We start from the raw sequence: 12,254 nt of genomic DNA, 5'->3' as shown, positions 1-12,254 counted from the left end.
GGCTCAGCTCAGCTGTCGAACCCCAGCCCCACCTTGTCCATGGCCTTCAGCCACAGGTTGCGGCGCCCGCCGTTCTCGTCGGCCCGGGTCATGGACCACTGGGTGATGCCGATACCCGCCCAGCGCACCGGCTCCGGCGGGAAGGGCAGAGGCTTGCTGCGGACCATCTCCAGGCGGGTGCGCTCGGTGCGCTCACCGGCGAGCAGATCGAGCATCACCTCGGCGCCGAAGCGGGTCGCCCCGACCCCCAGGCCCGTATAGCCGAGCGCGTACGCCACCCTCCCCCCGTGCGCGCGGCCGAAGAACGCGGAGAAGCGCGAGCAGGTGTCGATGGCGCCGCCCCAGGCGTGGCTGAAGCGCACGCCCTCCAGCTGCGGGAAGCACTGGAAGAAGTGCTGGGCGAGGGTGCGATAGGTGGCCGGGTGGTGATCGTATTCGGCGCGCACCCGTCCGCCGTAGCGGTAGATGATGTCGTAGCCGCCCCACAGGATGCGCCGGTCGGCGGTGAGCCGGAAGTAGTGGAAGTGGTTGGCGGTGTCGCTGAGTCCCTGCCTGCGCTGCCAGCCGATCGCGTCGAGCTGCTCCTCGGTGAGCGGTTCGGTCATCAGCGCATGGTCGTAGACCGGGGCGATGTACGGGCGGACGCGGCGCACCAGGGCGGGGAAGGCGTTGGTGGCGAGGGCCACCTTGCGGGCCCGGACCCGGCCGTAGGGGGTGCGGACGGCCATCGCCGACCCGGTGCTCGCCAGCCGTTCGGCCGGGGTGTGCTCGTAGATCCGTACGCCCAGCTCGGCGCAGGCCCGGGCCAGGCCCCAGGCGAGCCTGGCGGGGTGCACCATGGCCACGCCCCGGCGGTCCCACAGCCCGGCCAGGAAGGTGGGCGAGTCGACCTCGGCGCGCACCGCTTCGCGGTCGAGGAACTCGGGCGGTTCGAGGCCGAGGGCGCCGGCCTGTTCGACGGTTTCGCGCAACTCCACCACCTGGTGGGGCGCGGTGGCCACATCGATCTCGCCGGTGCGTTCGAAGTCGCAGTCGATGCCGTAGCGCTCGACGGCGGATTCGATGGCGTCGAGGTTGCGGTGGCCGAGCCGTTCGAGTTCGGCCAGCTCATCGGGCCAGCGGGCCGCGCCGTTGCCGAGGCCGTGGGTGAGGGAGGCGGCGCAGAAGCCGCCGTTGCGCCCGGAGGCGGCCCAGCCGATCTCCTGGCCCTCGACCAGGACCACCTCGCGGTCGGGGTCGCGTTCCTTGGCGATCAGGGCGGTCCACAGTCCGCTGTAGCCGCCGCCGACGACGAGCAGATCGCAGCGCTCCTCGCCGACGAGGGCGGGGCGGGGACCGGGCCTGCCGGGGTCGTCCAGCCAGTACGGCCGGTACGCGGCGTCGGCCAGGGCTTTGAGGGCGGACGGGCCGGGGGCGCTGTCGCCCCCGGGCGAGCGGGTCATGGCGTCCGTGGCCATGGTTTTCAGCTCCTCTTGCGGCGGGCGCCGGCCAGTTGGCCGGCGAGAACGCACAGCACCGCTACGGCGAACATCGCCGTTCCGATCACATTGATCTGCACGGGCGTGCCGCGCTGTGCGGATCCCCAGACGAACATGGGGAAGGTCACGGTCGAGCCGGCGTTGAAGTTGGTGATGATGAAGTCGTCGAAGGAGAGCGCGAAGGACAGCAGCGCGCCCGCGGCGATACCGGGCGCGGCGATCGGCAGGGTGACGCGCAGGAAGGTCTGCGCCGGGGAGGCGTAGAGGTCCTGGGCGGCCTGTTCCAGCCGGGGGTCCATGGACATCACCCGCGCCTTGACCGCCGTCACCACGAAGCTCAGGCAGAACATGATGTGGGCGATGAGGATCGTCCAGAAGCCGAAGTCCACGCCCATGTTGAGGAAGAGGGTGGCCAGCGAGGCGGCCATGACGACCTCGGGCATGGCCATCGGCAGGAAGATCAGGCTGTTGACCGAGGAGCGGGCCCGGAAGCGGTAGCGGGCCAGCGCGAAGGCGATCATCGTGCCGAGGAGGGTCGCGCCGATCGTCGCCCATACCGCGATCTTCAGGCTGAGCGAGAGCGAGCCGCACAGGTCGGCGACGCCGCACGGATCGGTCCAGGCCTCGGTGGAGAACCGCTGCCATTCGTAGTTGAAGCGCCCGTTGGGCTTGTTGAAGGAGAAGACCAGGACGACGACGTTGGGCAGGATCAGATACGCGAGGGTGCCGAGCCCCGCGATGACCACCAGGTTCCGCCGTATCCAGCGCGTCAGGGCGCTCACACCAGGTCCTCCGTCCCGGACTTGCGGATGTAGACGGTGACCATCGTGAGGATGGCCGCCATGAGGATGAAGGACAGCGCCGCCGCCGTCGGATAGTCCAGCACCCGCAGGAACTGCGACTGGATGACGTTGCCGACCATCTTCTGGTCGGCGGAGCCCAGCAGTTCGGCGTTGATGTAGTCGCCCGTGGCGGGGATGAAGGTGAGCAGCGTGCCCGCGACGACCCCCGGCATGGACAGCGGGAAGGTCACCTTCCGGAAGGTGGTGACGGGCCGGGCGTAGAGGTCGCCCGCGGCCTCGTGGAGCCTCGGGTCGATGCGCTCCAACGAGGTGTAGAGCGGGAGGATCATGAAGGGCAGGAAGTTGTACGTCAGCCCGCAGACCACCGCGAGCGGGGTGGCCAGCACCCGCTGTCCCTCGGTGATCCCCAGATAGCTGGTGACGTCCAGGAGGTGCAGCGAGTTGAGCGCGCCCACCACCGGGCCGCTGTCGGACAGGATCGTCTTCCAGGCCAGGGTGCGGATCAGGAAGCTGGTGAAGAACGGCGCGATGACCATGATCATCACCAGATTGCGCCAGCGGCCCGCCCGGAAGGCGATGAGATACGCGAGCGGATAGCCGAGCACCAGGCACATCACGGTGGCGGTGGCGGCGTAGAGCACCGAGCGCAGGAACTGCGGGTAGTACTCGCTCAGCGCCTCCCAGTAGGTCTGGAAGTGCCAGGTGACCTTGAAGCCCTCTTCGAGGGAGCCGGTCTGGACGGACGTCGACGCCTGGTAGATCAGCGGCGCGGCGAAGAAGATCAGCAGCCAGAGGATGCCGGGGAGCAGCAGCCAGTAGGGCACCAGCCGCTTGCGGACCGCGGGCCTGAAGAGGGGCGGCTTCTGTACGGGCTCGGGCTCGGGCCCGGCGGCGTCCCGCGGAGCCTCGGGAGTGGCTGTCGCCGTCCCCTCTCCCCGCTCAGTCCCGGCGCGCTCCAACGCGCGGGCTTCCCTCGTCACTGCTCGCTCCTTCGTCGCTGCGCGGCTCCTCAGTCCAGCCCGCGCAGCGCGCCGGGACACGCTCATGGGGCCTCCTCGTCCAGCTCCGTACCGGCGTCGATGTCCTGGGTCGCGTCGAGGCCGAAGGTGTGGGCGGGGTTCCAGTGCAGGACGACCTCGGCGCCGGGGACGAGCCGGGTGTCACGCTCGATGTTCTGCTCGTAGACGGTGATCTCGGGGCAGTCCGGGGTGGTGATGAGGTACTGGGTGGAGACGCCGATGAAGCTGGAGTCGGCGATCCGCCCGGTGATCCGGTTGCGGCCCTCGGGTATGGTCCCGGCGTCCTCGGTGTGGGCCAGGGTGATCTTCTCGGGACGCACCCCTACCAGCAGTTTCCCTCCGGTGCGGACGGGAGCGCTACATCGGTCCGCGGGTAGCGAGAGCTTGCCGCCGGCGGCGGCGAGGACGAGGTCGCCGCCGCTCTTGTCGGTGATCTCGGCCTCGATGAGGTTGGAGGTGCCGAGGAAGTTGGCGACGAAGGTGGTGCCGGGGTTCTCGTAGAGATCGGCGGGGGCGCCGCGCTGTTCGACCCGGCCGCCGTTCATCACCGCGACCGTGTCGGCCATGGTCATGGCCTCCTCCTGGTCGTGGGTGACATGGATGAAGGTGATGCCGACCTCGGTCTGGATGCGCTTGAGCTCCAGCTGCATCTGACGGCGCAGCTTGAGGTCGAGCGCGCCCAGCGGTTCGTCGAGCAGCAGCACCCGGGGGTGGTTGATCAGGGCGCGGGCGACGGCGACGCGCTGCTGCTGGCCGCCGGAGAGCTGCTGCGGCCTGCGGCGGGCGAAGTCGCCGAGCTGGACCAGTTCCAGCATCTCCTCGACCTGCTTCTTCACCGACTTGACGCCGCGCCGGCGCAGTCCGAAGGCGACGTTCTCGAAGACGTCGAGGTGCGGGAAGAGGGCATAGCTCTGGAAGACCGTGTTGACGGGCCGCTTATGGGGCGGGAGGGCGGTGATGTCCTCATCGGCGAGCCGGACGATGCCGCTGGTGGGCTCCTCCAGTCCCGCGATCATGCGCAACGTGGTGGTCTTGCCGCAGCCGGACGCGCCGAGCAGGGCGAAGAAGGAGCCGGCGGGTATGTGCAGATCGAGCGGGTGGACGGCGGTGAAGGACCCGTAGGTCTTGCTGATCCGGTCGAGCCGGACGTCGCCGCCGGAGGTGGGTTGGGTCATGGCGGTGCGCTTCCTCGCTTGTCAGGCGCCGGTGAGCTTGGCGAACTTGTCCTCGAATGCCGCCTCTTCCTTGCTGGAGAGCGAGCGGAAGGCGTGGGACTTGGCGGCCATCTCCTCGTCCGGAAGGATCAGCGGATTGTCCGCCAGCGCCTTGTCGATCTTCGCGAGCTCCTCGCGCACCCCGTCGACCGGGCAGACGTAGTTGATGTACGCGGCTATCTTCGCGGCGACCTTGGGCTCGTAGAAGTAGTCGATGAGCCGTTCGGCATTCCTCTTATGGCGCGCCTTGTTGGGCACCAGAAGGTTGTCCGTGGCCGTCATATAGCCGGCGTCGGGGATGGCGAACTCGATCTCGGGGTTGTCCGACTGGAGCTGGATCAGGTCCCCGGCCCAGGCCATACAGGCGGCGATGTCGCCCTTGGTGAGGTCTCCGGTGTAGTCGTTGCCGGTGAAGCGGCGGACCTGGCCCCGGTCGGACGCCTTCTGGAGGCGGGCGATCGCGGCGTCGTAGTCGTCGGCGGTGACCGTCTCGGGGTTCTTGCCCATGTCCAGGAGGGTCAGCCCGACGGTGTCGCGCATCTCGGTCAGCAGCCCGACCCGGCCCTTGAGCTTGGGGTCCTCCAGCAGCTGGGAGACCGAGGTGACCTTACGGCCGCCGGTGGCCTTCTTGTTGTACGCGATGACGGCGGGGATGCCGGTCCACGGGTAGGAGTGGGCGCGGCCCGGGTCCCAGTCCGGGGTGCGAAAGGGTTTCCCCAGGTTGGTGTAGGCATGGGGCAGTTGGGCGGGGTCCAGGGGCTGTATCCAGCCGAGCCGGATCATCCGGGCGGCCAGCCAGTCCGTGACGCAGATGAGGTCGCGGCCGGTGTCCTGGCCCGCCGCAAGCTGCGGCTTGATCTTGCCGAAGAACTCGACGTTGTCGTTGATGTCCTCGGTGTACTTGACCTTGATGCCGGTACGGCGCTGGAACGCGTCCAGGGTCGGATGGCGGCCGCCCTTGCCGACGTCCATGTACTCGGTCCAGTTGGAGAAGGCGAGCCGCTTCTCCTCGGCCGAGTGGTCATCTGAGGCGTTGTCCACCTCGGTGCGCCCCGCGGGCGGGATACCGCAGCCGCCGAGCGCCCCGAGCCCGCCGACGGCGATGGCCCCGGCGCCTCCCGCGCGCAGCAGGGAGCGGCGGGTGAGCGCCATCCGGCCGCTGGTCATGGAGCGCCGTATCGCGGCGATCTGCGGTGGGGACAGGCTCTCGGACTCGTGCCGTGCTTCCATAAGCTGTGCCTTTCGAGGGTGTCGGCCGGTGGCGGCCCGGCCGAGGCCACGCGGAGGTGGCCGCACATTCAGGTCTGTCGGTCAGGTCTGTCGATCTCCGAAGACCGTGCGGTGCCAGTCCTTGCGGACCACTGCGGTGTTGTCGAACATCACGTGCTTGACCTGCGTGTACTCCTCGAAGGAGTACGCCGACATGTCCCTGCCGAAGCCGGACGCCCGCACACCGCCGTGCGGCATCTCGCTGATGATCGGGATGTGGTCGTTGATCCACACGCACCCCGCCCGGAGCTCGCGGGAGGCGCGGCCCGTCCGGTAGACATCGCGGCTCCAGGCGGAGGCGGCGAGACCGTAAGGGGTGTCGTTGGCGAGCGCGATGCCCTCGTCGTCGCTGTCGAAGGGGACGACCGCCAGGACCGGGCCGAAGATCTCGGACTGGACGATCTCGCTGTCCTGGGGCGCGCCGGTGATGAGCGTGGGCCGGTAGTAGGCGCCCTTGGCGAGGTCGCCCCCCGGGATCTCGCCGCCGGTGACGACGGTGGCGTAGCCGCGGGCCCGGTCCACGAAGCCCGCCACGCGGTCGCGCTGGGCGTGGGAGACCAGCGGGCCGAGGTCGGTGTGCGGATCGAAGGGGTCGCCGAGCCGTACGGACGCCATGAGTTCGGCGACGGCGGCGACGAACGCGTCGTACAGCGGGCGCTGGACATACGCGCGGGTGGCGGCGGTGCAGTCCTGTCCGCTGTTGATCAGCGCGCCCGCGACGGCGCCGTGCGCGGCGGCCTCCAGGTCCGCGTCGTCGAAGACGACGAAGGGTGCCTTGCCGCCGAGTTCGAGATGGATCCGCTTGACGGTGGAGGTGGCGAGTTCGGCGACGCGCTTGCCGACCGCCGTCGATCCGGTGAAGGAGGTCATCGCCACCGCGGGGTGGGAGACCAGCCATTCGCCCGCCTCCGGGCCGGTGCCGCTCACCACGTTGATGACGCCGTCCGGAAGGCCCGCCTCCGTGGCCGCCTGCGCGAACATCAACGAGGTCAGGGGCGTCAGTTCGGCGGGCTTCAGCACGATGGTGTTGCCCGCGGCGATGGCCGGGAGGACCTTCCAGGCCGCCATCTGGAGGGGGTAGTTCCAGGGGGCGATGGAGCCGATGACCCCAATGGGCTCGCGGCGGATGTACGAGGTGTGGTCACCGCTGTACTCGGCGGCGGCCTTGCCCTCCAACTGGCGGGCGGCGCCCGCGAAGAAGGAGACGTTGTCGATGGAGCCGGGCACATCGAACTCGGTGCTGAGCTTGATGGGCTTGCCGCACTGCAGCGACTCGGCGTAGGCGAGGTCGTCCGCGCGCTCGGTGAGCACCGCGGCGAAGCGGTGCATCGCGTCGGACCGCTCGCCGGGGGTGGCGCCCGCCCATTCGGGGAAGGCGGCCTCGGCCGCGGCCACGGCCGCGTCGACATCGGCCGCACCGGCGAGCCGGTAGCCGAACACCTGCTCGCCGGTGGCCGGGTCGACGACCTGATGTGTGCCCTCGGAGCCGCCCTGGCGCAGGCGGCCCGCGATGTACTGGGCACCGTCGGCGAACCGCTCCGTCACGTCGAACCGCTGATCCATCGCGCTCTCCTCCGCCGGTCCGCCCCAACGAGGCGCGGCGTAGCTCCAACCGGAATTGAAGGCCGATCCTGACAGAGAGCCTTCGCTTCAACAAGGGATTCCGTTGTTGCTTTTTGATTTCGCGACGGATTCAGTGATCAGAGCGGCTTCGGCGTCACCGTTTCCGCGTCGGATGCCGGTCCGGACCGACGGTTTGGACAGCCGGGCCGGACGCCGCTCCGGACGCCCGGTTCGGACGCTGACCGGATGCCGGTCCGGACCGTCGGTCTAGAAGATGGAGTCGAGGGCGGCGTCCACCGCCAAGATGTAGATCACCGGGAGCACCATGCCGATGATTCCGCAGACCAGACCGGCGGTGGCCGAGCCTGCGTTGTTCGCCTGACCCCGGCCGACCTTCCCCTTGCCTATGGCGCCGAAGGTGATCGCCAGGATGCCGAGGATGACCGCGAAGACCCACAGGAAGTAGGTGATCCCGCAGACCAGACCGACGATGCCGCAGACCAGCGCGGCCGTGCCCATGCCGTTGTTCGGCTGCATCGGCATCCCGGCCGCCCCCGGATAGACGGGCGGCGCGGCGGGGTAGCCGGCGCCGGGGTACTGCGGTGGCTGGGCCGGCGGCGCGGGCGTGGCGTAGGGATTGGCCTGGGGGTCGTACGGATCCTGCGGCGGGCCGGGCATGGAGCTGGACATCGGTGGTCTCCCCTCCTGGTAAACGTCCGGCAATGTTATGGGCATGCCTCATCCCGGGACAGCTCGATTGCCCAGGTCGGCGCCGCTGTCGACGGCGCCTGTCGGTGCGGGGTGGGAGAGTCCCGGGAAGCCGGTCGCGTTGCCGCAGGCGCGTCAGCGGCCGATATCGGCGAGCGGGAGCACCACCGCGCTCGAGACATCGGCATAGCCCGGATCGTCGCCGCTGTCCGAGCCGTCGTCCGCGGTGGCGATGTAGACAAAGATCATGACGACGCTCGCCACCACGGCGACCACCCCGAGGATCACCCCGGCGAGCGCCGAACCGCCGTTGGTCGCCTCGCCGCTTGCCGCCCTGACGCGGCCGAGCGCCCCGAAGACGATCGCGAGCACACCGAGGACGATGCCGAGCACGATGCTCGGGGAGAGGACCAGGCCGATGATGCCGAGCACCAGGGCGGCCGTGCCATGGCCGTTGTTCGGCACAAATGTCCCGCCCGGCCAGCCCTGGCCGTACGTCCCTCCGGGGAAGGCGGTGCCCGGATATCCGGTGCCGGAGTACCCCGTGCCGGGGTGGGCGGTGCCCGGGTAGCCGTAGCCGGGGAAGCCCGGCACCCCGCCGTACGGGGACTGCTTGGGGGGCGCCTGCTGGCCGTATCCGGGCCGGCCGTATCCCGTCGGCCCGTAGCCCGCTGGACCGTACGGCCCGGCGACCGGATAGGCGCTGGGCGTGCCCGGGCCGGTCGGCGCGGGCGGTGGCGGGGGCACCGCGCCCGGCGCGGCCACGGGGCCCGGCCGGGGCGGCGGAGGGGGCGGGGGCGTCGGGCCCGGCATGGCGGGATAGGAGGTGAGGGTCGGCTGCTCGGCCACCGGGGGGCGGGGAGCCGGAATCCCTTGTTCGTCCGCCGCCTTGTCCATCGGGCCCTTGTCCATCGGGCCCTTGTCCATCGCGACCCGCTGCGCCGGTGGAGCCCAGGGATCGCGCTCGAGCGGTTCGGGCTGCCTCGGCTGCCCGGGCCGCCGTGGCTCATCCTGCGCCTGCGGCTCGGACGGGTCGTGCTGGTCGGCCATGAAGCTCCCCCACAAAGACGTCCGCCCATGCTACGGCCTGCGGCGAGCCCGTCCGCGGCACACCATACGATGACCGGAACCCGCCGTCGGCGGGCGTCTCCCGGAGGTTTCGTTGACCGATCTGACCACCTTCATCGCCGGGCTGCCCAAGGCCGAGCTCCATGTGCACCACGTGGGGTCCGCGTCCCCGCGCATCGTGGCCGAGCTGGCCGCCCGGCACCCCGACTCCAAGGTGCCCACCGACCCCGAGGCCCTCGCCGAGTACTTCGTCTTCCGGGACTTCGCGCACTTCATCGAGATCTATCTCTCCGTGGTGGACCTGATCCGCGACGCCGAGGACGTCCGGCTGCTGACCTACGAGATCGCCCGCGACATGGCCCGGCAGAACATCCGCTACGCCGAGCTGACCGTCACCCCCTACAGCTCGACCCGGCGCGGCATCCCGGACACCGCCTTCGTGGAGGCGATCGAGGACGCCCGTAAGGCGGCCGAGTCGGAGTTCGGCACGGTGCTGCGCTGGTGCTTCGACATTCCCGGCGAGGCCGGTCTCGAGGCCGCCGAGGAGACCGCCCGGATCGCCTGTGAGCTGCGCCCCGAGGGGCTGGTCGGCTTCGGCCTCGGCGGCCCGGAGATAGGGGTGCCGCGCCCCCAGTTCAAGCCGTACTTCGACCGCGCCATCGCCGCCGGGCTGCGCAGCGTGCCGCATGCGGGCGAGACCACTGGACCGCAGACGATCTGGGACGCCCTCATCGAGCTGCGGGCGGAGCGCATCGGCCATGGCACCAGCGCTGTCCAGGATCCGAAGCTGCTCGCCCATCTCGCGGAGCACCACATTCCGTTGGAGGTCTGCCCGACCTCCAACCTCGCCACGCGCGCCGTCGCCACGCTCGATGAGCATCCCCTGAAGCAGATGGTCGACGCCGGGGTGATCGTCACGATCAACAGCGACGACCCGCCGATGTTCGGCACCGACCTCAACACCGAGTACCAGGTCGCGGCCCGGCTGCTGGACTTGGACGCGGCGGGCGTCGCGGCGCTCGCGAAGAACGCCGTCGAGGCGTCCTTCCTGGACGCCGAGGGCAAGGCGCGGCTCGCCGCGGAGATCGACGCCTACACGGCGGTCGCGGGCCGATGAGGGCGGCGGGGGCGCGATGCGTCCCGGTCGGCCACCGCGGCGACCCGTATGTGTGCCGTGAGAACACCCTGCCCTCCATCCGCTCCGCGGTGGGCGCGGGGGCGGGCGCGGTCGAGATCGACGTACGGCTGACCCGGGACGGCGTGCCGATGCTGCTCCACGACGCCACGCTGAAGCGGCTGTGGGGCCATGACCGGCCGCTGTCCGGGCTGACCGCCGACGAGGTGCGGGAGCTGACCGGCGGGGGCGTCCCGACCCTGCGCGAGGCACTCGCGTGCGCCGGCTCCACCCGGCTGCTGATCGACCTGCCGGACGCGTCGGCCGCGCCCGCCGCCGCCGCCCAGGTGCGGGAGAGCGGGGCGGGCGACCGGGTGTACTACTGCGGCGCCCTGGCGGCCCTGCACGCCGTGCGCCGCGCGGAGCCGACCGCCGAGATCGCGCTGACCTGGACCACGCTCGCCCCGCCGGCCCCGGCGCTGCTGGCCGCGCTGCGCCCCCGGTGGCTCAACTACCGCTTCGGGCTGGTCTCCCGGGAGCTGGTCGCCCGCCATCACGCCGACGGGCTGCTGGTCTCCGCCTGGACCGCCGACACCCGCCGGTCGATGTCCCGGCTGCTGAGGGCGGGCGTCGACGGGATCACCACCAACCGGGTCGGCGCCCTGGCGGCCCTTCTGCTCAGCGGCTGATCAGCGGCTGACCGCGCGGCGGGCGGAGGCGCCGCCCACCCACAGGTCGTTGCTGCCCGCGATGACGACCTCCCCGTCGGCACGGGTGGTGATGGCCGAGGGCAGCGCATCGCCGCAGCCGAGCTCGGCCCGCTCGGCGTCCGCGCCGAAGCCGGTCCACACCATGCCGCAGAAGAGGTGGTCCCCGCTGCGGAGGCCGAGGAGCACCAGCGCGCCCGAGCCGTCGACGCTCGCGCCCCGTATTCGCCCCTCGCCCAGCACCGAGGTGTCCTCGACCGTCCAGTGCAGGCCGTCCGCGCTGGTCAGCACGGAGGGTCGGTCGGGCTCGCCGTAGTCCTCGCGGCCGCCGTAGGAGCGGGCGCCGTAGGCGATCCACCGGCCGTCGTGCCACAGCACGCCGCTGACCGGGGCGTAGCCGTGCAGCCGGGGGGTGAGCGCGGTGCGCCAGGTGCGTCCACCGTCCGTGGACGCCCAGACCGGCAACTGTGGCCGGCCCTGCCCCTGGGCGTTGCCGCCGATGGCCACGATCCGGCGGCCCTCGGCGGCCATGGCCAGCACGCCCGTCCTGGTGAGGGAGGCGCCCTGAGCGTCGGGCAGCTCCGGGAGCCGCCGGCGCCGGACGGTCCTCCCCTGGTCCGTGGAGATCCATACCGTCGGTACGAGCCGCCGCTTCTCGGTCACCGAACCGCCGAGGACCAGCCGCTGCCCGCTGCGCACCATGACGGCCGCGCCGCCCGGGTCCCGGGCGCCCGGTTCGGCATCCGGATCCGGCTCCACGGGCGGGACCTCCAGGTCGGCCAGCCGGTGGACGCGCCCCGAGCGGTCGAGGCGGGAGAGGGACGTGCCGGCCGCGTACACCGAGCCGTCCTCGCCGGACAGCACCGCCCTCCCGGCGAGCCCGCCGCCGCCCCAGCCCTCGGCGCCGTTTCCCGGAGCCATGTCCCCGGGCACCTCGCCGGGGGTGGTACCGGTCTCCGGGGCCGGATCGAGCGAGAGCTTCGTACAGGCCGCGTCGCCGGTCCAGTTGACACCCACGTCGCGGTGGCCGTTGCTGTACGTGCCGAGGCCGAGGACGCAGTCGCCGTACGGCACGAGCGCGTCGAGGCCGTGTTCACCGCCGCTGTCCTTGGTGATCGCCGGGTACTGCACCGCCCCGGCGTAGTGCCGGAACCCCAGCTCGGACGCGGCCGGGCCGCCCTCATTCTTCTCGCCGCAGCCCGCGATGGCCGGCAGGATCGCGGCGGCCGCCGCGATCCACCGACGTCCGGATTTCCCCCACTTGGTCATGACAGGGGATCCTGCCATGACCAAGTGACAATCCCGGCGCGG

At 71.1% G+C, this 12,254-nt stretch carries 11 protein-coding genes; 2 read left to right on the top strand and 9 right to left on the bottom strand.

What is annotated here, in order from left to right; genetic code table 11:
• Positions 1 to 8: 8 nt before the first annotated feature.
• The 8 genes from BLV72_RS25185 to BLV72_RS25150 form a co-directional block, all read right to left on the bottom strand.
• Positions 9 to 1,457 (bottom strand): NAD(P)/FAD-dependent oxidoreductase, encoded by a 1,449-nt coding sequence (locus BLV72_RS25185; protein WP_425288393.1) that lies wholly within the window; start codon positions 1,455 to 1,457, stop codon positions 9 to 11.
• 5 nt (positions 1,458 to 1,462) lie between these two features.
• A complete protein-coding gene (locus BLV72_RS25180) occupies positions 1,463 to 2,260 on the bottom strand; it encodes an ABC transporter permease (RefSeq protein ID WP_093465014.1) in 798 nt (265 codons plus the stop codon).
• Complete coding sequence (locus tag BLV72_RS25175) at positions 2,257 to 3,327, bottom strand: ABC transporter permease (protein ID WP_244320950.1); 1,071 nt, start codon at positions 3,325 to 3,327, stop codon at positions 2,257 to 2,259. The genes BLV72_RS25180 and BLV72_RS25175 overlap by 4 nt, the downstream gene beginning before the upstream one ends.
• The gene (locus BLV72_RS25170; RefSeq protein ID WP_093465010.1) at positions 3,324 to 4,475 is read right to left on the bottom strand and encodes an ABC transporter ATP-binding protein; all 1,152 of its coding nucleotides are present in this window, start codon (positions 4,473 to 4,475) and stop codon (positions 3,324 to 3,326) included. The genes BLV72_RS25175 and BLV72_RS25170 overlap by 4 nt, the downstream gene beginning before the upstream one ends.
• A gap of 21 nt (positions 4,476 to 4,496) precedes the next feature.
• The gene (locus tag BLV72_RS25165; protein WP_093465008.1) at positions 4,497 to 5,744 is read right to left on the bottom strand and encodes a polyamine ABC transporter substrate-binding protein; all 1,248 of its coding nucleotides are present in this window, start codon (positions 5,742 to 5,744) and stop codon (positions 4,497 to 4,499) included.
• A gap of 81 nt (positions 5,745 to 5,825) precedes the next feature.
• Positions 5,826 to 7,346 (bottom strand): gamma-aminobutyraldehyde dehydrogenase, encoded by a 1,521-nt coding sequence (locus BLV72_RS25160; protein ID WP_093465006.1) that lies wholly within the window; start codon positions 7,344 to 7,346, stop codon positions 5,826 to 5,828.
• Between the two features lie 267 nt (positions 7,347 to 7,613).
• Positions 7,614 to 8,036, bottom strand: a complete 423-nt coding sequence (locus BLV72_RS25155) for a DUF4190 domain-containing protein (protein WP_093465004.1) — start codon at positions 8,034 to 8,036, stop codon at positions 7,614 to 7,616.
• 153 nt (positions 8,037 to 8,189) lie between these two features.
• Complete coding sequence (locus BLV72_RS25150; protein ID WP_093465002.1) at positions 8,190 to 9,104, bottom strand: DUF4190 domain-containing protein; 915 nt, start codon at positions 9,102 to 9,104, stop codon at positions 8,190 to 8,192.
• 112 nt (positions 9,105 to 9,216) lie between these two features.
• Between BLV72_RS25150 and BLV72_RS25145 the strand changes: the two genes are divergently transcribed.
• Positions 9,217 to 10,239, top strand: coding sequence for an adenosine deaminase (locus tag BLV72_RS25145; protein ID WP_093465000.1), 1,023 nt, complete (start codon positions 9,217 to 9,219; stop codon positions 10,237 to 10,239).
• Positions 10,236 to 10,925, top strand: coding sequence for a glycerophosphodiester phosphodiesterase (locus tag BLV72_RS25140; protein WP_093464998.1), 690 nt, complete (start codon positions 10,236 to 10,238; stop codon positions 10,923 to 10,925). Before BLV72_RS25145 ends, BLV72_RS25140 begins: the two co-directional genes overlap by 4 nt.
• Here BLV72_RS25140 and BLV72_RS25135 read toward each other — a convergent pair whose 3' ends face one another.
• Entirely contained in the window at positions 10,926 to 12,212 is a 1,287-nt protein-coding gene (locus BLV72_RS25135) for a glycoside hydrolase family protein (protein WP_093464996.1), read from the bottom strand.
• Positions 12,213 to 12,254: the final 42 nt, after the last annotated feature.

Origin of the sequence: Streptomyces melanosporofaciens, assembly GCF_900105695.1 — a bacterium.
In the GTDB taxonomy this organism is placed as follows: domain Bacteria; phylum Actinomycetota; class Actinomycetes; order Streptomycetales; family Streptomycetaceae; genus Streptomyces; species Streptomyces antimycoticus.
The sequence above is the reverse complement of the archived record's forward strand: the minus strand, read 5'-3'. Positions and strand labels throughout refer to the sequence as shown.

Excerpts from the sequence above, each read along its gene's own strand:
- BLV72_RS25185 (WP_425288393.1), bottom strand. The coding sequence starts at position 1,457 with ATGGCCACGGACGCCATGACCCGCTCGCCCGGGGGCGACAGCGCCCCC.
- BLV72_RS25175 (WP_244320950.1), bottom strand. The coding sequence starts at position 3,327 with ATGAGCGTGTCCCGGCGCGCTGCGCGGGCTGGACTGAGGAGCCGCGCA.
- BLV72_RS25170 (WP_093465010.1), bottom strand. The coding sequence starts at position 4,475 with ATGACCCAACCCACCTCCGGCGGCGACGTCCGGCTCGACCGGATCAGC.
- BLV72_RS25165 (WP_093465008.1), bottom strand. The coding sequence starts at position 5,744 with ATGGAAGCACGGCACGAGTCCGAGAGCCTGTCCCCACCGCAGATCGCC.
- BLV72_RS25160 (WP_093465006.1), bottom strand. The coding sequence starts at position 7,346 with ATGGATCAGCGGTTCGACGTGACGGAGCGGTTCGCCGACGGTGCCCAG.
- BLV72_RS25155 (WP_093465004.1), bottom strand. The coding sequence starts at position 8,036 with ATGTCCAGCTCCATGCCCGGCCCGCCGCAGGATCCGTACGACCCCCAG.
- BLV72_RS25150 (WP_093465002.1), bottom strand. The coding sequence starts at position 9,104 with ATGGCCGACCAGCACGACCCGTCCGAGCCGCAGGCGCAGGATGAGCCA.
- BLV72_RS25140 (WP_093464998.1), top strand. The coding sequence starts at position 10,236 with ATGAGGGCGGCGGGGGCGCGATGCGTCCCGGTCGGCCACCGCGGCGAC.
- BLV72_RS25135 (WP_093464996.1), bottom strand. The coding sequence starts at position 12,212 with ATGACCAAGTGGGGGAAATCCGGACGTCGGTGGATCGCGGCGGCCGCC.